The sequence below is a fragment of the Flavobacterium ginsenosidimutans genome (assembly GCF_037478105.1).
In the GTDB taxonomy this organism is placed as follows: Bacteria; Bacteroidota; Bacteroidia; order Flavobacteriales; family Flavobacteriaceae; genus Flavobacterium; species Flavobacterium ginsenosidimutans.
This window is the reverse complement of sequence record NZ_CP147988.1, coordinates 2,366,274-2,389,101: the sequence shown is the minus strand read 5'-3', so window position 1 is coordinate 2,389,101 and position 22,828 is coordinate 2,366,274. Positions and strand designations below refer to the sequence as shown.

The window sequence follows — 22,828 nt, the reverse complement described above, 5'->3', positions numbered from 1 at the left end:
CAATCGTATAAACCGTGCGATGCAAAAACAATAAACTTAAATTACTTTATGTAATTTATATGGTTTAAAAAAACTTTGCTCCCGATAACTATCGGGATTGCGAAACCTTCCTATCTTTGTAATTAACTCAAAAATCATGGAAACAGTCTACATCAATTCACCTCTAGGAATCACCAAAATCATTGGAGATGAAAATGGTATTGCCGTGATTTCTGTTTCTGATGTTGGTACAAATGAAGTTTCTAAGAAAATTCCAAAGGTTTTACAAGATGCCGTTTCTCAATTAAATGAATATTTTGAAGGCAAAAGAACCGATTTCGATCTAAAACTAAATCCGCAAGGAACCGAATTTCAGCAAAAAGTCTGGAAAGCATTATTAGAAATTCCATATGGGAAAACGGTAAGTTATATGGATCAAACCAAAAAATTGGGAGATGTAAAAGCGATTCGCGCTGTAGCGTCTGCAAATGGTAAAAATCCGCTTTGGATCGTTGTGCCTTGCCACCGCGTTATTGGCACAAATGGATCTTTAACTGGATACGCCGGCGGATTATCACGTAAAAAATGGCTTTTGGAACACGAAAGTCCATCTGCACAGCAAAGCTTGTTTTAGTATTTGCTACTAATTACACAAATTATCCCTTATTTTTCTTCCCTTTAACTTTCTTTATTTTTTACATTTCAATATTTAAATAAGAAAATTCATTCAATTATATATTTCATGCTCCATAAAAAATCAAATTTGTGTACATTTATAGCAAATAAAAATTAGAATAAATTCGTGAATTCGTGGCTAAAAAAATATGATTGAAAAGATAAACCTTAATAACATTCTCTTTCTTGATATAGAAACTGTTCCTGAAGAAGAGAATTTCAATTCGCTTGACGCGGAAATGCAGTCACTTTGGGATTTAAAAACGCAATATCAACGTAAAGATGATTTTACACCAGAAGAATTTTACGAACGCGCCGGAATTTGGGCTGAATTTGGAAAGATTATTTGCATTTCAGTTGGCTTCTTTACGATTAAAGGCGATGTTCGTAATTTTAGAGTGACTTCTTTTTTTGGTGAAGAAAAGAAAATCCTAAAAGACTTTTCAAATCTGATCAACAATCATTTCAAACAGCCACAGCATTTGTTGTGCGGACATAATTCTAAAGAATTCGATATTCCGTTTATTGCAAGGCGAATGATCATCAATCAAATGCCAATTCCAGACAAACTTAATTTATTCGGGAAAAAACCTTGGGAAATTCCACATCTCGACACTTTAGAATTATGGAAATTTGGCGATTATAAGCATTTTACTTCTTTAAAATTGTTGACTAAAATTCTTGGTATTCCTTCTCCAAAAGGAGATATTGACGGAAGTCAGGTTGCTCATGTCTATTATGTCGAAAAAGATATTGACCGAATTATTACCTATTGCGAAAAAGATACAATTGCTGTTGCCCAAATTTTCTTGCGCTTACGCCGAGAAGATTTGCTTATTGAAGATGAAATTATTCATGTTTAACTAGAGGTACAAAGGGTCAAAGTTGCAAAGGAACAAAGGTTTAAACTCATAATCTTTAATTTTTTTAAATGACGCATTCTGAAATTTCACATCATCGTTTGGTTGCCCAAAAGCTTTATAAAACAAGTTCTTGTTTGCCACAAGAAATTGTAAAACATTTTGGTGCTATGCAGGCTCAAGATTACGCAATGGCGAAATGGGCTATTGGCTCTCGATGCGATTTTTCAGAGAAAGAAATTGAAGAAGCTATTAATTCGGGCCAAATTGTTCGGACCCATATTCTGAGACCAACTTGGCATTTTGTTTCGGCAGAAGATATTTATTGGATGATGGATCTTTCTGCACCTCAAGTGAAACGTTTTACAGCTTCTGCAGCGAAAAAATTTGGTTACGATGACAAAAAGCTAAATCAAACCAATAATTCGATTGAAAAACTATTAACAGGAAATAATCATTTGACTCGAAATGAAATCATGCAGGAACTTGGAATTACCAAAACTGGAAGTGACGATTTTTTGAGCGCGGCGATTATGATGAATGCCGAATTGGATGGTTTGGTTTGTAATGGAAAAATGAAAGGCAAACAAATCACTTATGCTTTGCTCGAAGAAAGAGTTCCTAAACCAAAAACTAAATTGACCAAAGAAGAAGCGTTAGCAAAACTTGCTCAACGTTATTTTGAAAGTCATGGACCAGCAACAGTCTCCGATTTTTCGTGGTGGTCAGGTTTTCCGCCTACAATTTGTCAAAAAACAGTTAACGCAATAGAGTTGCAATTAAATCATGTTACCATTGATAATCAGGAATATTGGTTTAAAAAAGATGGTTTTGATGCGGATGTCTTTCGCGAAAGCGTACATTTTCTTCCTGCTTTTGATGAGATTTTAATTTCGTATAAAACACGTGAAGCGTCTTTCAATACAGAACATCAATCGAAAGTTTTTACCAACAATGGCATTTTTAAGCCCATAATTTTAGAAAATGGAAAAGTAATCGGAATCTGGAAAAGAACCGTCAAAAAAGATCATGTTAAAATAGAAACAGAATTTTTCAAAGAAACTGAAAGTTCGAAAAAAGAAATCCTGTTTGAAGGGATTAAAGCTTTTGAGACCTATTTGGAAACCAAAATTGTGATTGGATAATCAATTTTCAAAAAATAGATAATTTAGATTTCGCCCCGCTGGGGCTTTTTAATTATAGCCTAATTGATTTCTATAGATATTTCGCTCTTCCAGAGCTTTTTCATTTACATATAATTTTGTTTTCTAAAGTTAAAAATAGCTCTGGAAGAGCGAAATATCTATCGCAAATTTAATTTCCCCAACATCCAAAAGCTCCAGCGGAGCGACACATAAACATTTTGGGACAGTTTAAAAATACAAATACTCAAAACATTAATATCACATCCATAATCATCAAATACCGCTCATTAGACAAAATATTTATGCATTTTATTGCTAAATAATTACATTTACAAAAAAATGTAATTATGGTATTAAGCAGATTTTGGTTAACGATTTTTATTTCTTCGATAGTTTTTATTGTAGTCAGTTTGTTTACTGCCAATACTTATACCATTGATTCTGTTTTGAATGGAAAGAAAGACGATCCTGTTTTAGTTTCTGAAAAATACCTTGAAGAACTTCCTGCTTTTATCAAAGACAGCATAAAAAAAGCGCCAGATCAAACCATGATTATCAATCGTGATACGCTAAATGCCGACACGACTTACGTTTTTAAAAGCAAAACAGTAAAAATTTACAGCGGTCTGCAAAAATCAGATGGTTTATTGCCAACTTGTAAAAGCACTTTGGTTGATTTAATTCTTCCGCTTATTGCATATTTAGCTTTTTTCTGCGGATTAATGGAGCTTTTAATCGTTTCTGGAGCTTCTGGAAACTTAGCCAAAGCTTTGAGTCCGGTTTTTGTGAAAGTATTTCCGACTATTCCTGAAAATCATCCTTCGATTTCCTATATGACTTTGAACTTCGCTGCCAATTTCCTCGGATTGGACTCGGCTGCGACGCCATTTGGGTTGAAAGCAATGGAAAGTTTACAGGAAATAAACCCCGAAAAAGATAAAGCGAGTGATGCGCAAATCATGTTTATGTGTCTTCATGCTTCTGGATTAACTTTAATTGCAACTTCGATTATTGGATATCGCGCTGCGGCAAATGCAAGTAATCCTGCCGATGTAATGCTTCCGTGCATAATTACTTCGTTTATTGGAACCATTGCGGCTTTCTTGATTGTTGGAATCAAACAAAAAATCAATTTCAAAAGTGCTTCGCTTCTTATTGGTTTAATGGTTTTGATCGCGGCTATTGTTGGTTTGCTGATGTATGTGAATCACTTGGATTTAATTGGAAAAAACTACTTTACTTCTAACCTTTCGGGATTAATTTTACTTTCGATTATTGTTTTCACTTTGATCTTCTCATTCAAACATGAGAAAAAATTCAAAGATGCCAATACAACAGTATTTGACACTTTTGTGGTTGGAGCCAATAACGGAGTTAAAACCGGAGTTACTATTTTTCCTTATGTTTTAGGGATGTTAGTTGCGATTTCGCTATTTAGAAATAGTGGCTTATTTGAAATTATAAGCGACGGAATCGGATTTATCTTTTCGAACTTAGGCGTAAACAAAGAAATTACCAATGCGTTGCCAGTTGCCATGCTTCGTCCGTTTAGTTCTGCTGGATCAAGAGGTTTCTTAATTGATTCAATGAATACCTTTGGAGCAGATTCTTTAACAGCAAGACTGAGCAGTATTTTCCAGTGCAGTGCTGAAAGTACTTTTTATGTAATTGCAGTTTATTTTGGATCTGTAAATATCAAAAACACACGTTACGCTTTAGGCACAATGCTTTTGGTTGATTTGATCTGCGTTATTACGGCGATTTTTGTAGCGACTTGGTTTTTTTAATTTAAACCCGAAAACGAAATATGAATTTATTCAAGAAAATTTTTGCTAAAGAAAAACAGGTCGAAAACAAAGAAGAAGATCAAATTTTAGAACAAACTCCAATTGTTGAAGAAGAAAAGCCCGTTGAAGAAGTAAAATCGGAAGAAAAGCAATTCGAGCCCAACAAAATTGATTGGCTTATAAATGATTCTATTTTGACTTTTTTGCCTCGTGAATTATTTATGCATTATTGGGACAGCAATACCGAAAAAAACCTGCAAGATCCTTCTTGGCAAAATCAGGGTATTTATTTTTGGGATTACAATGAACCATTTGAAAGAAAGTCTCTTCCTGATTTTTTTGAAAATTTCGAGAAGAAACCATTTGTCTTTAATAAATTTCCTGACTATATTTCACTCATGTCTGCAAAAGTTATTCCGTGGTTTGGAATGCCTGGCGGAGGAGACAAACTTTCTCTTCGATATGAAGACAGCTCAATAACTTTAGAAGAAGCTCATAAATTGGATATTATAAATTATATTGAAATTATAGAGTTAAATTATGATAATTTAAGTGTTTTGAATGATCGAGATAATTATCATTTTCTAATAAATCCTAATGAAGTTAAATTCGAAAACCAGCTTTTTTATCTCAATGGAGTAAGTATTTCTTTAGCAGAACTTTATCAAAAAAAGAAGCTTTTAGTAATATCTTTAAAATAAATAATCTTAACCACTACAAATATGAAACTAGCCCCCCTCTTCTTCGTATTGCTTTTGATCGGATGTCAAAAAACAAAACCTACAGACGCTGCTCCAACAATTGCAGAAATTATTGAACCACAAGAAACAGTAGCTGTTACAAATGATGAAAAGATCATTAAAACTGACACTGTAGCCATTTACACTGACGGAACAGAATCTACAACAGATTATATTCTTGCGAATTTAATAGATCAGCAGGCAGATAAAGACAGTATTGTAACTGTAAAATACAGATTAGATTTTTATCAGAATAAAACCAAAACAGCATCTTCAGGAATTGCAATTACAGGCTTTCAAAAAGGTTCTGAATGGATCGCCTCTTACGGGTTAACATCTGAAACTTCTAAAAACTCTCCTTTCATACAAATCTCAGTTGGATATCCTGCTTGCGGTTATACGCATGATAATTACTTGTATTATTTAAAAAATAAAGAATTGCAACAGGTTCACCAATGGAGTACAATGTCTGACAGCGGCTGGGGAAGCTGGGTCGAAATTGTAAATCCTACAGCTAAATCTGAGCCAAAATCTTTTTATTGCAAAACTGTTGCATTTACCCCTGCAGATGAAGATGAGAATATAGACATGGGAATCCTACAGCATTCAGATTCAATATCTTTCGAATTAAAAGACAGTAAATGGAAAAAGATTTTGCTGTCTGCAAAGGACAAGCCTTACTTCGAAAAAAAGATGACTTTTGATCAATTCAACAGTACAGAATAAAATGCATAAAACTGTTTAAGAGTTCTTATTCAAATTCTTTCTTAGGTAAATAATTTCTAAATTTGTAAAAAAACAAAACAATGATCGATTTTATATACCAAGATCCTTACCCGATCTTAAAGGATGATACGCAGTATCGCAAAATCACTTCTGATTTTGTGAAAGTTGAAAAATTTGGAGAACGCGAAGTTTTAACCGTTGACCCAAAAGGTTTGGAATTATTGGCTGAAGAAGCATTGACAGATGTTTCATTTATGCTAAGAACAACACATTTAGAAAAACTTAGAAAAATTCTTGACGATCCAGAAGCAACAGACAATGATCGTTTCGTGGCTTACAATTTGCTTCAAAATGCATCTGTAGCTGCCGAAGGTCAGCTTCCAAGTTGTCAAGATACAGGAACTGCGATCGTAATGGCTAAAAAAGGCGAAAGCATTTTTACTGGTGTTGATGATGCAGAATGGTTAAGCCGAGGTATTTTTAATACATATCAAAAAAGAAACTTACGTTATTCGCAGATTGTTCCGATTTCGATGTTTGAAGAAAAAAATTCAGGATCAAATCTTCCGGCGCAAATTGATATTTATGCTAAAAAAGGAACTTCTTACGAATTTTTGTTCATGGCAAAAGGTGGAGGATCTGCAAACAAAACTTATTTATACCAACAGACAAAATCTTTATTGAATGAAAAATCGCTTGACGAATTCATTCGAACAAAAATCAAAGATTTAGGAACTTCTGCTTGTCCTCCGTACCACTTAGCGTTGGTAATTGGCGGAACTTCTGCTGAAGCAAACTTAAGCGCTGTTAAAAAAGCATCTGCTGGATATTATGATCATCTTCCAACTTCAGGAAACATGGCCGGTCAAGCTTTCCGTGATTTTGAGTGGGAAGAAAGAGTTCAGAAAATCTGTCAAGAAAGTGCAATTGGAGCACAATTTGGAGGAAAATATTTCACACACGACGTTCGTGTAATTCGTTTGCCACGTCACGCAGCTTCTTGCCCAGTTGGACTTGGAGTTTCTTGTTCTGCAGATAGAAATATCAAAGGAAAAATCACGAAAGATGGAATTTTCGTTGAGCAATTAGAAGTAAATCCAAAACAATTTTTACCAGAAACGGCTCCGCATTTAGAAGCTCCTGTAGAAATTGATTTGGATCAGCCAATGGCAGATATTTTGGCGAAATTGTCTCAATATCCAGTTAAGACTCGTTTAAAATTAAACGGAACTGTAATTGTTGCCCGAGATATTGCTCACGCAAAAATCAAAGAATTATTAGACGCTGGAAAACCAATGCCTGATTATTTCAAAAATCACCCTGTCTATTACGCAGGTCCAGCAAAAACTCCAGACGGAATGGCTTCAGGAAGTTTCGGACCAACAACTGCTGGACGTATGGATGTTTATGTAGATGAATTCCAGAAAAATGGCGGAAGTATGATTATGCTGGCAAAAGGAAACCGTACAAAACAAGTTACTGACGCTTGCAACAAATACGGCGGATTCTATTTGGGTTCTATCGGAGGGCCTGCTGCTATTTTGGCTCAAGACAACATTCTAAAAGTAGAAGTTGTTGATTTTGAAGAATTAGGAATGGAAGCTGTTCGTAAAATCACAGTTAAAGACTTCCCTGCATTCATTATTACAGATGATAAAGGAAATGACTTCTTTGCTAACTTATAATTTCTTTTGCCACGAAGGCACTAAGACACTAAGTTCTATAAATATAAAAACCGCTCAAAAAGCGGTTTTTTTTGTTTCTTGGATAAAAAACTTAGTGTCTTAGTGCCTTTGTGGCAATCACAAAACCTAAGCGCTTAAATCTTGCTTTTCAAAAGCTATAAAATGCGATGCTTCTCCTTTCAGGTTGAAAACAGGAAATGCATTGATTATACATTTATAAGTATTTCCATTTTTTCTATAATTTTCGAGTGTTTTCTCAAAAGGAATTTTCAGTTTCACAGCATCTCTGATTTCTCTCAAGTCTTTTTGGGAAGTTGCAGGCCCTTGAAACATTTTTGGAGTTTTACCCAGAATTTCCTCTTCTCTGTAACCTGTCATTTTCTTTATTCCGCTTGACGCGAAAACGATCCTCAAATCCAAATCTGTAACCAAAACAACTTCATCCTTAATTCTTTCCTGAATATTGAGCTTTTTCTCATCCCAAGTAAATTCAGTCGAAATTTGGCTTACTTTTTTTAGATCAGCACTTAACGCTTTTAGCTCATTCACATATTCATAGTGAAAATCCCAAGCTAAGATTGGAACTGAATTTCGCTCTAAGAAATCGTCGATGTTTTTATTTTTCATATAAAATGCATTAAATGATCAATAAATCTTTTTACTCAAAGATAGAGGAAAAATCTTGTTATTAGTCGCGAAAACTATCATTTTTAATATCGAAAGTGTTATCAAAATGTAAATTTTAATTGAACCACAACTGCTTTTTTTACTTCATTATTCAAATTACTCAATGAAATGCCAAGAAGCCGCACAGAATCTTTCATTTTTTCCTGATATAATAACTCTTCTATATTTTCCATAATTAATTTTTTATCTGAAATAAAATACGGCAGCGTTTTACTTCTTGTTTGTTGAGAGAAATCACTGTATTTGATTTTCAGTGTAATTGTTTTTCCAGAAAGATTGTGTCTTTGAAGCCTCTTTTCTAAAGATGCGGCAATTCGTTCCAATTGTTCCATCATAAAAATTTCAGAAGACAAATTCACATCAAAAGTATGTTCTGCAGCTACAGATTTAGTAATTCGAGAAGATTTCACTTCACTATTGTGAATACCTCGAACAACATGATAATAAAATGCTCCAGATTTCCCGAAATGCTTTTCTAAAAACTCTAAAGATCTACTTTTTAAATCGGTTCCTGTGAAAATTCCGAGTTGATACATTTTTTCGGTTGTCACTTTTCCAACTCCATAGAATTTACGAATTGGCAAATCTTCCAAAAAAGCTTCCACTTCATCTGGATTTACCGTTTTCTGTCCGTTTGGTTTGTTGTAGTCGCTTGCGATTTTAGCCACAAATTTATTTATCGAAATTCCTGCTGATGCGGTTAAACCCACTTCATTAAAAATTCTTGCTCGAATTTCCTGTGCCAAAAGACTTGCGCTTGGATTTCCTTTTTTGTTTTTGGTAACATCCAAATAAGCTTCGTCAAGCGAAAGAGGTTCAACCAAATCAGTATAATCGTGAAAAATTTTATGGATTTTGGATGAAATCTCTTTGTAACGATCAAATCTCGGCCTAACAAAGATAATGTCGGGACAATATTTCTTGGCCAAAACTCCACTGATGGCACTTCGAACACCAAATTTTCTAGCCTCATAACTCGCCGCCGAAACCACTCCTCGATTTTCTGAACCTCCAACTGCAACCGGTTTTCCTCTTAACTCTGGATTGTCCATCTGCTCTACCGATGCATAAAAAGCATCCATATCAATGTGAATAATTTTGCGATATGTTGGTGTTTCAGACATGCTACAAATTTAAAAAGGATAGCAATAAAAAAGTGCTGTAAATAGTTATAAATCATATCAATTTTTAAAGAATAGAAATTCGATGAGCCCAAACCAATTATTCTTTTTATTTTTGTTCTTCTACTCGAAAAATTAAATAATGCGAACATTTGTTATAGGTGACATTCATGGCGGATTACTTGCACTTGAACAAGTGATACAAAGAGCCGAAGTTACTACAGAAGATACTCTAATTTTTTTGGGCGATTATGTTGACGGCTGGAGTCAGTCTGTTGAAGTAATCGACTATTTGATTGATTTAAAAAGCAAACAAAACTGCATCTTCATAAGAGGAAATCACGATCAGCTGGCATTAGACTGGCTAGAAAACAGGCATGACGATTTTGATGAAGAAATGTGGTACAAACATGGCGGAAAAGCAACTGTTGAAGGATACGCCAAAATCTCTGAAGAGAAAAAAAGAACTCATATCGAATTTCTAGAAAATCTTCAGGATTATTATCTTGATGATCAAAACCGTTTATTTGTTCATGCCGGTTTCACCAATTTGAATGGCGTAAAATGGGAATACTTTTCAAAACTATTTTATTGGGATAGAACGCTTTGGGAATCAGCTCTTGCATTAGACCCAAATTTAAAGGAAGACGATTTACACTATCCGAAACGTTTTACCGTTTACAAAGAAGTTTATATTGGCCACACGCCCGTGACAAGAATAGGAAAAACGGTTCCAATAAACAAAGCCTGCGTTTGGAACGTAGATACGGGCGCAGCATTTAGAGGTCCGCTTACAATTTTAGACGTCGATACCAAGGAATATTGGCAAAGCGAACCGTTAAACGAACTGTATTTTAACGAAAAGGGTAGGAATTAATTTATTTAAAATTTACATTTGCCCTGCAAAATATTAATATTTAAAATTTTATGAAAAAGGTTATTACATTCTTGTTTTTAGTTTCATTCGGATTTATTAATGCACAAAGCGCCTTTACAGGAAAAGGTGACACGAGAGTAAACGTAGGTGCTAATTTACAAGATGGTGGTTCTGGAATTCAGGGTTCTATTGATTTTGGTTTAGGAGAAAATTTCTCTGTTGGTTTTGTTGCAAATTACTTATTAGGAGTTGATAATTTCAACGGTTTTTATCATGGAAGTTCTTCTGCTTATTATGATGAGTCTCCAGATTTCTCAGATCGTTTTGATGCAAAAGCAAGAATGAATGCTAACTTATCTAGTGTAATTGGTGTTGAGCAATTAGACGTTTACCCTGGATTAAGCTTAGGTTTACATAATTTTGGAGGTCACGTTGGTGGTCGTTATTTCTTTACTGACGGATTTGGTGTTTTCACAGAAATCGGATTTCCAATTGCAAAATATGGTTCAAACAATGATCCTTTTTATCATTTAAATAATCAAGCTACTTTTAGTTTAGGAGCTTCGTTTAGTTTATAGTTTTTAAAAGTTGCTAAGATTCTTAGCTTCTAAGACTTTAAAAAGAAAAAACCGCCTTTAGGGCGGTTTTTTCTTTTTTTATTTAATGTGAATTTATGATCTGCTGAACTTTCTTTTTAATGCGATAATAAACTCATTGAGTGTAATTCCGTTATATTCTTTTGGATCATCTTCTACTAATAATTCTGCAATATCTTTTTTCCTATATGGCACAAATAAAGACAAGTACCAACTATCTGTCTCCGTAATTGCATTCCCATTCAAAAATGACGTCAGAAGATAAAAGAACATTAAAAGCCTAACAAAAACAAAAAACTTTCTATAACCTTTACTTAAATCATTCTTTTTGTTTTCCGATATCGCTTTAATAGTAAAATATATTAATTGAATGATAAAAACTAGTATAAGAATATTTGACAAATATCTTAAACTTTGATAGTCAACTAACAACATTAAAAGTGATATTACAATTGAAACTACTGCATTTGCTATAAACAAATAACTTCCCCATTTAATATCGATTTCAAACTTTTCCAAAGGCGTATTTTTTTAAATCACAGCAAATGTAAAGAAAAAGATTACGTTTCCATTATACGCTCTAGCAGAAAACAAAAAAGAGAACTCCATTAATGAAGTTCTCTCTATCTAAATCACTGTACAGCTTTGCAACTTGAACCTTTGCCCCTCTGAACCTTTCTACCTAAAAAAATCAAATCACCATTTCAGGAATTTCACCTTCAATGATCAAATCAGCTTCTGTTGATGCGATGATGTGCTCGACTGAGATACCTGGCGCTCGTTCTAAGAGCTTAAAACCTTTTTCTGTTACTTCGAGAACTGCAAGCTCAGTTACAACCTTTTTAACGCATCCTACGCCCGTTAATGGCAAAGTACATCTTTTTAAGATTTTTGACTCACCTGCTTTGTTCACGTGCATCATGGCAACGATTATATTTTCGGCGGAAGCCACCAAATCCATTGCGCCTCCCATTCCTTTAACCATTTTGCCCGGAATCTTCCAATTGGCAATATCTCCATTTTCAGAAACTTCCATTGCTCCTAGAATTGTCAGATCTACTTTCTGACTGCGGATCATTCCAAAACTAAAAGCCGAATCAAAGAAACTTGCACCAGGAAGTGTTGTAATGGTTTGTTTTCCTGCATTAATAATATCTGCATCTTCCTCTCCTTCAAAAGGGAAAGGTCCCATTCCGAGAACGCCATTTTCACTTTGAAATTCTACCGCAATATCTTCTCTGACGTAATTCGCAACCAAAGTCGGAATCCCAATTCCAAGGTTTACAAAATATCGGTCTTCTACTTCTTTTGCAATTCGTTTTGCTATATCTTCTTTACTAAGTGCCATAATAATTTGTCAATTAGAGAATTTGATAATTAGATAATTCTTTTACGCAATGTGTTTAATTATCTAATTGTCACATTTTCTCATTATCTAATTTCTAGTTCTTACTGTGCGTTGTTCAATTCGCTTCTCAAATTTTTCTCCTTGAAAAATGCGCTGCACCATAATTCCCGGAATATGAATCTGATTTGGATCTAAAGTCCCAACGGGAACCAGTTCTTCAACTTCCGCAATTGTAATTTTTCCAGCTCCAGCCATACAAGCATTAAAGTTTCTAGCTGTTCCTTTGAAAATCAGATTTCCTGCTTCATCACCTTTCCAAGCTTTTACAATAGCAAAGTCAGCTTTGAAAGCTTCTTCCATGATATGCATTTTTCCGTTGAATTCTCTTGCTTCTTTTCCTTCTGCCACTTCAGTTCCGTAGCCTGCTGGTGTAAAGAAAGCTGGAATTCCGGCCTGAGCCGCACGACAGCGTTCTGCTAGAGTTCCTTGAGGCGTTAATTCAACTTCAAGTTCTCCAGAAAGCATCTGACGCTCGAATTCGGCATTTTCGCCCACATAAGACGAAATCATCTTTTTGATTTGTTTTTTCTGCAACAATAATCCCAATCCAAAATCATCGACTCCTGCATTGTTAGAAATACAAGTTAAATCTGAAATCGAAGTATTTACTAAAGCCGCTATTGTATTTTCAGGAATACCACATAATCCAAAACCACCAAACATGATGGTCATACCGCTTTTAATTCCGTCAATAGCATCCTGAACGCCATTTACTTTTTTTGTTATCATAACAAACTGTCTTTATTGCTGAATATTTTTGATAAAAATAAGATTTTTAGATGGAATTATAACGATTTCGTAAAAATAAAACCAAAAGAAAAATCCCTTTACTAATCTTTTGAAAAGAGTTGTAAAGGGACTGAAATATAATTAGATACGTTTTATTGCAACATTGTTACAATTCAAATTCGTCTGTATTTTGTTCCGTTTGTGTAGTGTCTTTTACCACAGCTGGCCTAGCATAACAATCTACTTTTATTGAAAGGTTTGCTGGACGCTCAAATTCTCCTTTAGAAATCTGAAGGTTTTTATCGGCATAACATTTTTTCATGTAATACCCCCAAACAGGTAACGCGGCAGTTGCTCCTTGTCCATAAGTCAAACTTTTGAAACGTGCTGAACGGTCTTCGCATCCAACCCAAACTCCAGTTACCAAGTTTGGAACCATTCCCATAAACCAACCATCAGATTGATTTTGAGTTGTACCGGTTTTACCTGCAATAGGATTTGTAAACATGTATGGATAACCTGTCCAACGATTGTCTCCACTTCCGCCGCCTTGAGTACGTAAACGTACACCAGAACCACTTTCTGTTACCCCTTGAAGTAATTTGATTACTGCAAAAGCAATATCTTTATTTAAAACGTCATGAGATTCTGGAATTGGTTCGTAAATAACCTCTCCACTTTTGTTTTCAATTCGGCTTAAAAACTGTGGTTTTACATAAACTCCCTGGTTCGCAAATGTACTATATGCCGCAACCATGTCTTCAACTGTAATATCTACAGCTCCCAATGCGATTGAAGGCTGAACTGGAATTTCTGTTTTTACTCCTAATTTCTTCGTCAATTCTACAACAGCTTCTGGACTAGTTCTATCAATTAATTTAGCTGAAACTGTATTGATAGAAGCCGCTAGAGCTTGTTTTAAAGTTACCATTCCGCGGTATCTGTAATCTGAGTTTCTTGGTTCCCAGTCTTCTGTTACGTGGTGACGTCCTTTATGAATCATGAAAGGTCCATCCAAAATAGAATCACATGGAGACATATTTAATTGTTCAATAGCTGTTGCGTAAACGAAAGGCTTAAAAGTCGAACCAACTTGTCTTGCTCCTTGTCCTACGTGGTCGTATTGGAAATATTTGTAATTGATTCCTCCAACCCAAGCTTTAATTGCTCCAGTCTGAGGCTCCATTGACATTAAACCAGATTGCAAAAAGTGTTTGTAATAGCGAATAGAATCAAGCGGTGTCATAATCGTATCGCGTTCCCCTTTCCATGTAAAAACACGCATTTTTGTTTTTACTTTGAATGAAGCAATGATATCATCTTCGCTTTTATCCATATCTTTCATCTGAGCCCAACGAACAGAATTTTTCATTGCCTGCATCATGATTCGGTCTGTTTCTGCTTGTGTAATATTCACGAAAGGAGCATTTTTATTGTTTTTCATATCAATAAAAAATTGTTCCTGCAGATTTTTCATATGTGCCGCAACAGCTTCTTCCGCATATTGCTGCATTCTAGAATCTATCGTTGTATAGATTTTAAGACCGTCTTTGTAAATATCATATTCCGATCCGTCAGGTTTTTTGTTTTCAGTAACCCATTTTTTCATGTAATCACGAAGATACTCTCTAAAATAAGTTGCCATACCTTCACGGTGGCTTTCTAATTTAAATTTCAAAGTAATTGGTAAAGCTTGAAGTCTTTCTTTTTCAGATTCTGAAATCATTTTTGCTTTTGCCATTTGAGACAAAACCACATTACGACGGTTTTTTACTCCCTGCGGATTTCTTACTGGATTGTATAAACCTGAATTCTTGAACATTCCAACCAAAATAGCAGATTCGTCTACTGTCAAGTCTTTCGGCTCTTTAGAAAAATAAGTCTGAGCTGCAGAACTTACACCAACAGAGTAATTTCCGAAATCATAAACGTTACAGTACATCGCCAAAATTTCATTCTTCGTGTATTGTCTTTCTAGACGAATGGCGATAATCCATTCTTTAATTTTTTGAACAATTCTAAACGGTAAAAACTTAGATCCTTCACCGTGAAACAATTGTTTTGCAAGCTGTTGTGTCAATGTACTTGCACCACCATTTGTTCCTAAAGTAAAAACTGCTCTTAAAGTTCCGCGTCCATCAATTCCCGAATGTTCGTAGAAACGTGCGTCTTCAGTTGCAACAAGCGCTTCAACCAAATTTTTAGGTAAATCTGAATATTTAAGCTGAGATCTATTCGTTTTGAAATATTTACCAATTACGACTCCATCAGAAGAGATAATTTCAGTAGCAAGATTTGAATCTGGATTTTCTAAATCTTCAAAGGAAGGCATAGAACCAAATAATCCCCAAGAAGCAAATAAAAAGAAAGCTAAAACTCCAAGTAAAGAGTAGGCAAAAATTCGCCAAAATTTCTTTTTGTAATAATTGATATCCTTAACGGTATTGGATTGATTGTTTTTTTTAGCAGCCATATTATTTATCTAATCTTTTTGTTCTATTCTAAAACCAACGTCTGTAATTCCTTCTAAAGCTTCAACACCAGGAATTTTACCTGATTGTCTTACAGCTTGTTTGATGTGAACTTTATAATTTCCTCTAAACTTTACATCTTCTTTGTAATAAAGCTTACTTTCTTTTATATCTGAAAATCCGTTTCCTAATAAAGTTCCGTCTGGCTCAGCCATTTGGTATTCTAAGGTATCCACTTTTGTAAATCCGTTTGGCATTTCCATTGAAACAATCAAAAACAAATTATTAAACGGATAATTGTTATTGTCTCGTATGTTTACAAACAGATTGTATTTTTTTGTAGAATCTAAAACCGGCAGATTAAAAGTTACAATACTGTCTTTATGCCAAGCACTTCCAACAGATTTGTACTCATCGAATACTCTTTTTTTATCGCAAGAAAAAAGAAGTATCGCTGCCAAAAGAAGAATTCCGCTATTTTTTATTCTCATTTTTAGTATTCGTTATTGGTTTTCTAGGTTCAGCAGGTTTATTTTCATTTGAATTTTGCTTATTCGGATTGTTTTTGTTCGAATTATGCTTTTTCTTATGATTTGGCTTGTTTGGATTGTTTGGTTTAGCCACATTTCCGTTGTTCACATTTCCGTTGTTCGCATTACCATTGTTCGGATTATTATTTCCTGCTGGTTTAGCGTTATTAGCATTTTTTTCTTGCTGTGGTTTCACTGGAACTGCAACACCAGCCGCCTCTGCATTTTGCTTACGTTTGCGATTTGGTTTTTTCTTTCTTTTTGGCTGATCAAAACGAGTTAAACTCTCTTGACCCATTGCATTATTGAAGTCTTTTTCAGGCTCTGAAGTAACCTCAACAGCAAAATCTTCTAAAGAAGAAACCTTATTTTTCTGCTTGTTTTCAGCTATAATTTCTTTTACCTGATCGATTTTTAAAACATGCCAGTTTGCAAAGTTGTTTGTATAAGCAAACCACATTAACCCTTTAAAAATATCTTGTTTTTGGCAGACAGCATCTCCTTTTTCAGTGATCAGTTTTGTATCATAATCAGGGAAATCTTTTAATGCGTCCATGTAAGTATCTAACTCATAGTTCAGACAGCATTTTAATTTCCCACATTGTCCCGCTAATTTCTGCGGATTCAATGATAACTGCTGATAACGCGCTGCAGAAGTATTTACACTTCTGAAATCGGTTAACCAAGTCGAACAGCAAAGTTCACGTCCGCAAGAACCAACTCCACCTAAACGAGCCGCTTCCTGACGGAAACCAACTTGTTTCATTTCTACTCTCGTACTGAATTCTTTAGCAAAATCTTTAATCAGCATTCTAAAGTCAACACGATCGTTTGCTGTGTAGTAAAAAGTCGCTTTTGATCCGTCTCCTTGAAATTCGATATCCGAAATTTTCATTTCCAATTTGTGCTGAATCGCCAATTCACGTGCGCGAACCTTCATTGGCTCTTCACGATCACGCGCTACAGACCAAATATCGATATCTTTTTGAGATGCTTTTCTGTAAATTTTTGGAACTTCGTTACTTTCGTAATTCACCCCTTTTTTCTTCATTTGAATTTTAACTAATTCTCCTGTAAGAGTCACAATTCCAATATCATGTCCTGGCGAAGCAACAGTTGCTACAATATCGCCAATACTTAAAGTTAATTTCTCCGAATTTCTAAAAAATTCCTTACGTCCGTTTTTAAAACGAACCTCAACACAATCAAAAATCGCCTCTCCATTAGACGGGCTCATGTTTGAAAGCCAGTCAAAAACCGTCAATTTATTGCAGCTATCGGTGCCGCAAGTCCCATTATTTTTACAACCTTTTGGTGCGCCACCGTCTGAGGTTGAACAACTTGTACATGCCATAATTATATATGTAGTGCTGCCAGAATGCAGCTTAAGTTCATAAACGTTTGATCGGTAAAGATAGTATTTTTTTTATTTGGCTATTTATAGATTAGTTGTAAAGGGTTGTTAAATAAAAAATGAATTGTTTTATAAATCAAATTCATTACAAAATAGAAGCTTATTCCTACTTTAAAACAAAAAAGCCTACAAATGATGTTTATGTTTGTTAATAAGTTGTAAAAACCCCTTTTTAATTTTTATCCTGAAATATATTTCTCATTTTTATGTTTTATCTTACAGCATGGTTTGCGAAGCCAACAATTACAAGCCAAATTGCAATTAAAACTTATCATCATTTTTAAATATATTTCAAATGCAAACACAAAACCAGATTGAAAACTTCCTTTTTCAGGGAAAATTTGACGCGGCCAGAGAATGCCTAAATAACGGGGAAAAATTTAACGATCAATATCTTAAAAACAATTTTTCTCAAATATCAGCCAAAATTATTGAAGCCAAAGAAATTGATTTCATTGAAAGACTAATTAAAGCCGGATTTATCGAAACCGACATTTATGAATTAGACAGTTTTGACCAATCGATTTTTAGTCCTTTAACCCGATATTTAAAAGATGACGACGAATCGATCATTTTTTTCAAAGAATTGATGTCGAAAATGGATAACCTTAACGACGAAATCAGCGACAAAACTCTTCTTGGTTATTTTCTTGAAAAAGGAATTTCGCCAAAAATAGTTCAAGTTTTAGTTGAAGATTTTGGAGCTAACACACAGTATAAGAACAATGCAGGAGAAAATTTTATCTATAACATTTTGAATACTTATGGTCTTGATCCAGAAAAAGTAAAAGAATATATTACCATTTTGATCAATAATGGCGTTGACATCAACGAGAAAAATATTGTTGGAACTACTCCCTTAATGTGCGCAGTTAAAAGAAATCGAAAAGAACTTCTTCCATTTTTACTAGAAAACGGTGCCGATGCCAACGAAACCGACAACCAAAACAATACTGCTTTTTATTATGCTGTTGCAGAGCAGCTTTCGTATGATATGTACGACGCTTTAGCATCTGTCTCCTCGCCAGATTTTAATATCGTGAATAAAGACGGACGAACTTTGTTTACTAATTTCATCAGTTCTGTTTCTGTTTCTCCAAACGATATAACTTTTTTAGAAAGACTTTTATCTGATGGTGCTGATGTGAATTTCTGCGCGCAATATTACGGACAACCCAAATCAGGAATTGATTTTATTGTCGAAAAGAAATCGGATATCTTGAAATCGGTTTTAGAGAATGTTTCTTTAGATGTGAACGAACAAGACAATCAAGGAAATACCATTTTGCATAAAGTCTGCGCTTACAATGTCAACTACGATGCAGAAATGGCTAAAGAAACCTATAGAAAAGTGAAATTATTACTAGATCAGGGCGCAGATATTTCGATTACGAACGATAAAGACGAAACGGCCTTGATGCTTGCCTCTGGAGACAACCTGAAAATTAAAACGGTTGAGCTTTTAATGAAACAATAAAACAATCATTTACTAAAATACCACATACATGTCAATGTCATTTATAATTGCCTGTGAAAACGGCAACCGAAAAATAGCCGAATTACTGCTTCAAAATAAAGAAGTAGATGTAAAATATACAGATGAAAAAGGAAGAACGGCTCTTCATTACGCCGCGCACAGAGGTTATCTTGATATCGTAAAAATTCTAACCGAAGATGGTGCAGATATTAACTACGAAGATCATCAAGGAGAAACGCCTTTGTATTTTGCTTGTCTTCAAAAACAGAAACAAACGGCCCTGTATCTTTTGGAAAATGGTGCTGACATTACCAAAAATGATAAATACGGAAATAGTCTTCTGCATTTAGTTGTTCAAACGGCTCAAATCGAAATTGCAACAAAGTTGCTTCAATGTGGAGTCGATGTTAATTTACTGAATAACAATGGAGAAACTCCTTTATTATTGGCTTCAGCAAAACTAAATCGAGAAATCATTCAATTGCTTTTAGACAATAAAGCCGATATTAATGTAACCGATAAACAAGGAAATACTCCATTACTTTATGCTTGTTATACCAAATCGATTCCGATGGTAACTTTGCTTTTAGACAACGGCGCTAATATAAACCATACGAATCATTCTGGTGAAAATGCACTTTTAATTGCCTGTTATGAAACCAATCGAATGTTAGCTAAATTATTGATTGAAAGAGGATCAGATGTATTTACTTCTAGTAATAATGGATATTCTCCAATTTGGTACGCCTGCGCGAATAATCAAAAGGAGATTGTCTCTTTATTTTTAGAAAATGGAGTTGATGTAAATTACAGTAAACCTGTTGCGGGCGATACCTCATCTATGAATGATTATTTGGATTGGATTGTCAGCGCTACTAATATTTCTAACGAATCTAGTTTTACACTAAACAGTTCTTATAATTATGGCGGAGAAAGTCTTCTGCATGTAGCAACCAAAAAAGGCAATCTGAGTATGGTAAAATTGCTTATCGAAGCTGGAGCAGACATCAACATTCAGGACGAATCTGGAAATACGCCTTTACATTACAGCGCAGCCAACGGAAAGAAAGATGTTGTAAAATATCTATTGGATAATAAAGCCGATGCTTCTATTGTAAATGTGAAAGAGCAAAAAGCAATTGATTATTCAAACGTAAAAGGCTTTAATGAAATTACAGAATTGATTCTGAAATATGCGCCTTCGGGAACAGTTGTAAACCCAATTCAAACAACACAAACTGAAACTTCAAAAGCAGACGCTTTAAATTCGATGGAAACCAAAAAGAAAGCATTATTAGACTTAAAAGAACTTTTGGATGCTGGAATTTTGAATTCAGAAGAATTCGAAAGTGAAAAAAGTAAAATTTTAAAAGGATAAATAATAAAATGAATTTAAAAATGAAAAAAATCTTAAATACCACAATTCTATTCTTAGTATTAATCGCTGGAAGTTTAGTTTCTAGTTCTTGCACCAATCTTTCGCCAGAAAAAACCTTTGAAATAGCTGTTTTAAATTCGAACTTATTATCTCGTTTTGGAAGTAAAGAAATCAATGAAAAACTGCAATCTGAAGCACAGATTTATGATGAAAACCAAAAAAAGATGGTTCCCTCTTCTTACTACGATTCTTTTAAATATGATATTACCAATTTAGAAACTCGTTTTCAAACTATTAAAGATATAGCCGAAGATGATGACAATAAAGAACTTCTTCAGGCATCAAAAGATTTATTCGCGTATGCGATTGCCAAACAAAAAGAAGGTTATTTACCAATTGCAAAGCTGAAAGACGAAAAAGCTTCACAAGAACAAATACAAAAAGCAATTGCCGATTTCGACGCATCAACTCAAAGCGAAATTGATGCAAAGTTTACCAAATTGATGAATGTTGCACAAGCTTATGTAGATAAACATGATATCAATGCTAAAATAGGTATTTGAAATCAAATATCTTGATCAAAGATTTTAAAAAGTAATAAGAATAATGGCAAAGAAAAAGAAAACACTTCCCAAGAATTTTAACGAATTAATTGAAAAGAAAGACATTGAAGCGTTAAAAGCAGTATTTGAAACTTGTGAATTGGATGCAAGAGGCGGCTACGGAAAAACAACAGCATTAAGCTTTTGGGGTATTCCTGATGAGCTTATACATTGGCTAGTGCAAAATGGCGCAGATTTAGAAGCCATTGATACTTATAACCGTACTGCATTACATTAAAACGCAATGATGCGCACTGGCAAGGTTTCGACTTTATTAGAACTCGGTGCAAATGTACATGCAAGAGACAATTATGGAGATACACCTTTACATTTTGCTGCTGGAAGCGGTTTTAATGCAGATGCCGTTAAAAAACTTATTGAATACGGAGCAGATATCAATACTTTGAATAACTACAAACAAACTCCTTTAGAAAGGGCTTTGATTAGAGCAAACAACATTGACCTTCCAAATTTGGCCGAAATATCAAAAATACTTTTAAAGTCTAACGGCGAAATAACTCAAACCATGAAAGATGCTGTCATCCGAAAAGGAGAAGATTTTGAATTTCATCGAGAAAATTTCAATAAAGATTATTTAGAAGAGACAGACAATGCATTAAGTGAACTTTATAAAATGTATAATGTTCCGCCAGTAAAAAGACGAATTCTGCATGATGGCGAATCGCCAATTTTTGTAACAGGAACAACTTGGGAAAAACAGTATGAAGAACTATGGGAACTCTTAATACCATCTAGTGGCAGTTCAAAAACCGTACAAGGCGAAGTGGTACGTATTGCGGGAAAAGTAAGAGATGAAATATATAGAAATGGCGGTGGAAATTGGAATATCGATTTTAAAAAAATGCTAGATGCTTTTTTTATCCATTTGTCTTCAAATAATTCACTTTCTGATAATGAACTTGCAAAAGCAGATTTAATTATAAAAGATGTTCGCAAAAATGGAGACGGAGAAACAGATGATCTTAATTTTTTATGCGAACTCGCAACTAAATGGGTTCTTGCAAATACGACGCCCATTTTGCTAAGCAAACCAAATTACAAAAGATAAGATCATCAAACGCTTTGAACGACACAAAATGGTCGTTTTGATAAAATATAAAAAACTATTATGATTAGAAACCTACTTTTTACAGTCAGTATCTTAATCCTTATTGGATTTTCAAGTTGTAACAAAACCAAAGAAAAAACCGAATCTGGTCAGGTTTCAGAAATTCCGACTATTCCAGAAGTTTTTGAGGGAGACACAACTTCAATCGAAATAAAGAAAAAGCCTGAAGATTTTATTCCGAAAGGATATGTTCCTTTTGATACAATTAAAGGCGATTTTAACAAAGACGGACTGGAAGACTGCATATTAATTATTAAAGGAACAGATAAGAGTAAAATAATTCAGCATGAATATCGTGGAGAATTAGACAGAAATCGCAGGGGAATTATAGCATTATTAAACAAAAATGGTGGTTATGAATTAGCTGCTAAAAATTACAGCTGTTTTTCTTCCGAAAATGAAGAAGGTGGTGTTTATTATGCCCCAGAACTTGACCTTGAAATAAAAAACGGAAAATTGTACATAAACTATGCTCACGGAAGATACGGTTATTGGAGTTACACTTTCAGATATCAAAATTCGGATTTTGAACTCATTGGTTACGATGCAAGTAGTAATCACGGACCAATTGTACTAACAGAAACTAGCATCAATTTCCTTACTCGAAAAAAGATTGTAAACCAGAACGTAAACGAAAACACATACGACGGAGATGAAATTTTTGAAAAAACCGAAACTAAAATCAGCAAAAACAAACTTCTGAAATTATCTGAAATTAAAGATTTTGATGAACTTGAATTTTCAGAAGAATGATTTGAAAAGACGAAATTATAAATGAAAATCAAAACGTTCCTATGGAACGTAAATAACAT

23 protein-coding genes are annotated in these 22,828 nt (G+C 34.3%); 15 read left to right on the top strand and 8 right to left on the bottom strand.

Annotation, left to right across the window (positions count from 1 at the left end):
* Positions 1-136: 136 nt before the first annotated feature.
* From V6624_RS10585 to V6624_RS10555, 7 genes are all read left to right on the top strand, one after another.
* A complete protein-coding gene (locus V6624_RS10585; RefSeq protein WP_338841721.1) occupies positions 137-613 on the top strand; it encodes a methylated-DNA--[protein]-cysteine S-methyltransferase in 477 nt (158 codons plus the stop codon).
* Positions 614-803: 190 nt separating this feature from the next.
* Positions 804-1,517 carry a 3'-5' exonuclease gene (locus V6624_RS10580; protein WP_111284905.1) on the top strand — a complete coding sequence of 238 codons (714 nt, stop codon included), beginning with the start codon at positions 804-806 and terminating at the stop codon, positions 1,515-1,517.
* 68 nt (positions 1,518-1,585) lie between these two features.
* Positions 1,586-2,659 (top strand): winged helix DNA-binding domain-containing protein, encoded by a 1,074-nt coding sequence (locus tag V6624_RS10575; protein ID WP_338841720.1) that lies wholly within the window; start codon positions 1,586-1,588, stop codon positions 2,657-2,659.
* Between the two features lie 347 nt (positions 2,660-3,006).
* Complete coding sequence (locus V6624_RS10570) at positions 3,007-4,446, top strand: nucleoside recognition domain-containing protein (protein ID WP_338841719.1); 1,440 nt, start codon at positions 3,007-3,009, stop codon at positions 4,444-4,446.
* 20 nt (positions 4,447-4,466) lie between these two features.
* Positions 4,467-5,147 (top strand): hypothetical protein, encoded by a 681-nt coding sequence (locus V6624_RS10565; RefSeq protein WP_338841718.1) that lies wholly within the window; start codon positions 4,467-4,469, stop codon positions 5,145-5,147.
* A 21-nt stretch (positions 5,148-5,168) separates the two neighbouring features.
* On the top strand, positions 5,169-5,912 hold the full coding sequence (locus tag V6624_RS10560) for a hypothetical protein (RefSeq protein ID WP_111284901.1): 744 nt from the start codon (positions 5,169-5,171) through the stop codon (positions 5,910-5,912).
* Between the two features lie 80 nt (positions 5,913-5,992).
* Entirely contained in the window at positions 5,993-7,597 is a 1,605-nt protein-coding gene (locus V6624_RS10555; protein ID WP_338841717.1) for a fumarate hydratase, read from the top strand.
* Positions 7,598-7,723: 126 nt separating this feature from the next.
* Here V6624_RS10555 and V6624_RS10550 read toward each other — a convergent pair whose 3' ends face one another.
* Together V6624_RS10550 and dinB are read right to left on the bottom strand one after the other, a co-directional pair.
* On the bottom strand, positions 7,724-8,224 hold the full coding sequence (locus tag V6624_RS10550; RefSeq protein ID WP_111284899.1) for a PAS domain-containing protein: 501 nt from the start codon (positions 8,222-8,224) through the stop codon (positions 7,724-7,726).
* A gap of 101 nt (positions 8,225-8,325) precedes the next feature.
* Positions 8,326-9,408: a DNA polymerase IV gene (dinB, locus tag V6624_RS10545; protein ID WP_338841716.1), complete on the bottom strand. Its 1,083-nt coding sequence runs from the start codon at positions 9,406-9,408 to the stop codon at positions 8,326-8,328.
* A 139-nt stretch (positions 9,409-9,547) separates the two neighbouring features.
* Between dinB and V6624_RS10540 the strand changes: the two genes are divergently transcribed.
* Together V6624_RS10540 and V6624_RS10535 are read left to right on the top strand one after the other, a co-directional pair.
* The gene (locus V6624_RS10540; protein ID WP_263523630.1) at positions 9,548-10,282 is read left to right on the top strand and encodes a metallophosphoesterase family protein; all 735 of its coding nucleotides are present in this window, start codon (positions 9,548-9,550) and stop codon (positions 10,280-10,282) included.
* A 50-nt stretch (positions 10,283-10,332) separates the two neighbouring features.
* Positions 10,333-10,860 carry a DUF6646 family protein gene (locus V6624_RS10535; protein ID WP_338841715.1) on the top strand — a complete coding sequence of 176 codons (528 nt, stop codon included), beginning with the start codon at positions 10,333-10,335 and terminating at the stop codon, positions 10,858-10,860.
* 93 nt (positions 10,861-10,953) lie between these two features.
* On the opposite strand, the gene V6624_RS10530 is transcribed toward V6624_RS10535, so the two are convergent.
* The 6 genes from V6624_RS10530 to V6624_RS10505 all read right to left on the bottom strand — a co-directional run bounded on the left by V6624_RS10530 (position 10,954) and on the right by V6624_RS10505 (position 17,370).
* On the bottom strand, positions 10,954-11,397 hold the full coding sequence (locus tag V6624_RS10530) for a hypothetical protein (protein ID WP_338841714.1): 444 nt from the start codon (positions 11,395-11,397) through the stop codon (positions 10,954-10,956).
* Between the two features lie 172 nt (positions 11,398-11,569).
* Complete coding sequence (locus V6624_RS10525) at positions 11,570-12,226, bottom strand: 3-oxoacid CoA-transferase subunit B (protein ID WP_338841713.1); 657 nt, start codon at positions 12,224-12,226, stop codon at positions 11,570-11,572.
* Positions 12,227-12,313: 87 nt separating this feature from the next.
* Positions 12,314-13,015, bottom strand: coding sequence for a CoA transferase subunit A (locus tag V6624_RS10520; RefSeq protein WP_111284893.1), 702 nt, complete (start codon positions 13,013-13,015; stop codon positions 12,314-12,316).
* Positions 13,016-13,181: 166 nt separating this feature from the next.
* Positions 13,182-15,488 carry a penicillin-binding protein 1A gene (locus tag V6624_RS10515; RefSeq protein ID WP_111284892.1) on the bottom strand — a complete coding sequence of 769 codons (2,307 nt, stop codon included), beginning with the start codon at positions 15,486-15,488 and terminating at the stop codon, positions 13,182-13,184.
* Positions 15,489-15,497: 9 nt separating this feature from the next.
* Positions 15,498-15,977 carry a gliding motility lipoprotein GldH gene (locus V6624_RS10510; protein ID WP_111284891.1) on the bottom strand — a complete coding sequence of 160 codons (480 nt, stop codon included), beginning with the start codon at positions 15,975-15,977 and terminating at the stop codon, positions 15,498-15,500.
* Positions 15,961-17,370, bottom strand: a complete 1,410-nt coding sequence (locus tag V6624_RS10505) for a PSP1 domain-containing protein (protein WP_111284890.1) — start codon at positions 17,368-17,370, stop codon at positions 15,961-15,963. Before V6624_RS10505 ends, V6624_RS10510 begins: the two co-directional genes overlap by 17 nt.
* Before the next feature lie 355 nt (positions 17,371-17,725).
* On the opposite strand from V6624_RS10505, the gene V6624_RS10500 reads away from it, so the two are divergent.
* From V6624_RS10500 to V6624_RS10475, 6 genes are read left to right on the top strand one after another with little or no spacing between them, the layout of a single operon-like run.
* Positions 17,726-18,907 (top strand): ankyrin repeat domain-containing protein, encoded by a 1,182-nt coding sequence (locus V6624_RS10500; RefSeq protein WP_111284889.1) that lies wholly within the window; start codon positions 17,726-17,728, stop codon positions 18,905-18,907.
* A gap of 28 nt (positions 18,908-18,935) precedes the next feature.
* Complete coding sequence (locus V6624_RS10495) at positions 18,936-20,285, top strand: ankyrin repeat domain-containing protein (RefSeq protein WP_338841711.1); 1,350 nt, start codon at positions 18,936-18,938, stop codon at positions 20,283-20,285.
* A 20-nt stretch (positions 20,286-20,305) separates the two neighbouring features.
* Positions 20,306-20,848, top strand: a complete 543-nt coding sequence (locus tag V6624_RS10490) for a hypothetical protein (protein ID WP_338841710.1) — start codon at positions 20,306-20,308, stop codon at positions 20,846-20,848.
* Positions 20,849-20,891: 43 nt separating this feature from the next.
* Positions 20,892-21,125, top strand: coding sequence for an ankyrin repeat domain-containing protein (locus tag V6624_RS10485; protein ID WP_338841709.1), 234 nt, complete (start codon positions 20,892-20,894; stop codon positions 21,123-21,125).
* Positions 21,126-21,134: 9 nt separating this feature from the next.
* A complete protein-coding gene (locus V6624_RS10480; protein WP_338841708.1) occupies positions 21,135-21,956 on the top strand; it encodes an ankyrin repeat domain-containing protein in 822 nt (273 codons plus the stop codon).
* Between the two features lie 60 nt (positions 21,957-22,016).
* Positions 22,017-22,769: a hypothetical protein gene (locus tag V6624_RS10475; RefSeq protein ID WP_338841707.1), complete on the top strand. Its 753-nt coding sequence runs from the start codon at positions 22,017-22,019 to the stop codon at positions 22,767-22,769.
* The last annotated feature ends 59 nt before the right edge of the window (positions 22,770-22,828 follow it).

Excerpts from the sequence above, each read along its gene's own strand:
- V6624_RS10585 (WP_338841721.1), top strand. The coding sequence starts at position 137 with ATGGAAACAGTCTACATCAATTCACCTCTAGGAATCACCAAAATCATT.
- V6624_RS10580 (WP_111284905.1), top strand. The coding sequence starts at position 804 with ATGATTGAAAAGATAAACCTTAATAACATTCTCTTTCTTGATATAGAA.
- V6624_RS10575 (WP_338841720.1), top strand. The coding sequence starts at position 1,586 with ATGACGCATTCTGAAATTTCACATCATCGTTTGGTTGCCCAAAAGCTT.
- V6624_RS10570 (WP_338841719.1), top strand. The coding sequence starts at position 3,007 with ATGGTATTAAGCAGATTTTGGTTAACGATTTTTATTTCTTCGATAGTT.
- V6624_RS10565 (WP_338841718.1), top strand. The coding sequence starts at position 4,467 with ATGAATTTATTCAAGAAAATTTTTGCTAAAGAAAAACAGGTCGAAAAC.
- V6624_RS10560 (WP_111284901.1), top strand. The coding sequence starts at position 5,169 with ATGAAACTAGCCCCCCTCTTCTTCGTATTGCTTTTGATCGGATGTCAA.
- V6624_RS10555 (WP_338841717.1), top strand. The coding sequence starts at position 5,993 with ATGATCGATTTTATATACCAAGATCCTTACCCGATCTTAAAGGATGAT.
- V6624_RS10550 (WP_111284899.1), bottom strand. The coding sequence starts at position 8,224 with ATGAAAAATAAAAACATCGACGATTTCTTAGAGCGAAATTCAGTTCCA.
- dinB (WP_338841716.1), bottom strand. The coding sequence starts at position 9,408 with ATGTCTGAAACACCAACATATCGCAAAATTATTCACATTGATATGGAT.
- V6624_RS10540 (WP_263523630.1), top strand. The coding sequence starts at position 9,548 with ATGCGAACATTTGTTATAGGTGACATTCATGGCGGATTACTTGCACTT.
- V6624_RS10535 (WP_338841715.1), top strand. The coding sequence starts at position 10,333 with ATGAAAAAGGTTATTACATTCTTGTTTTTAGTTTCATTCGGATTTATT.
- V6624_RS10525 (WP_338841713.1), bottom strand. The coding sequence starts at position 12,226 with ATGGCACTTAGTAAAGAAGATATAGCAAAACGAATTGCAAAAGAAGTA.
- V6624_RS10520 (WP_111284893.1), bottom strand. The coding sequence starts at position 13,015 with ATGATAACAAAAAAAGTAAATGGCGTTCAGGATGCTATTGACGGAATT.
- V6624_RS10515 (WP_111284892.1), bottom strand. The coding sequence starts at position 15,488 with ATGGCTGCTAAAAAAAACAATCAATCCAATACCGTTAAGGATATCAAT.
- V6624_RS10510 (WP_111284891.1), bottom strand. The coding sequence starts at position 15,977 with ATGAGAATAAAAAATAGCGGAATTCTTCTTTTGGCAGCGATACTTCTT.
- V6624_RS10505 (WP_111284890.1), bottom strand. The coding sequence starts at position 17,370 with ATGGCATGTACAAGTTGTTCAACCTCAGACGGTGGCGCACCAAAAGGT.
- V6624_RS10500 (WP_111284889.1), top strand. The coding sequence starts at position 17,726 with ATGCAAACACAAAACCAGATTGAAAACTTCCTTTTTCAGGGAAAATTT.
- V6624_RS10495 (WP_338841711.1), top strand. The coding sequence starts at position 18,936 with ATGTCAATGTCATTTATAATTGCCTGTGAAAACGGCAACCGAAAAATA.
- V6624_RS10490 (WP_338841710.1), top strand. The coding sequence starts at position 20,306 with ATGAAAAAAATCTTAAATACCACAATTCTATTCTTAGTATTAATCGCT.
- V6624_RS10485 (WP_338841709.1), top strand. The coding sequence starts at position 20,892 with ATGGCAAAGAAAAAGAAAACACTTCCCAAGAATTTTAACGAATTAATT.
- V6624_RS10480 (WP_338841708.1), top strand. The coding sequence starts at position 21,135 with ATGCGCACTGGCAAGGTTTCGACTTTATTAGAACTCGGTGCAAATGTA.
- V6624_RS10475 (WP_338841707.1), top strand. The coding sequence starts at position 22,017 with ATGATTAGAAACCTACTTTTTACAGTCAGTATCTTAATCCTTATTGGA.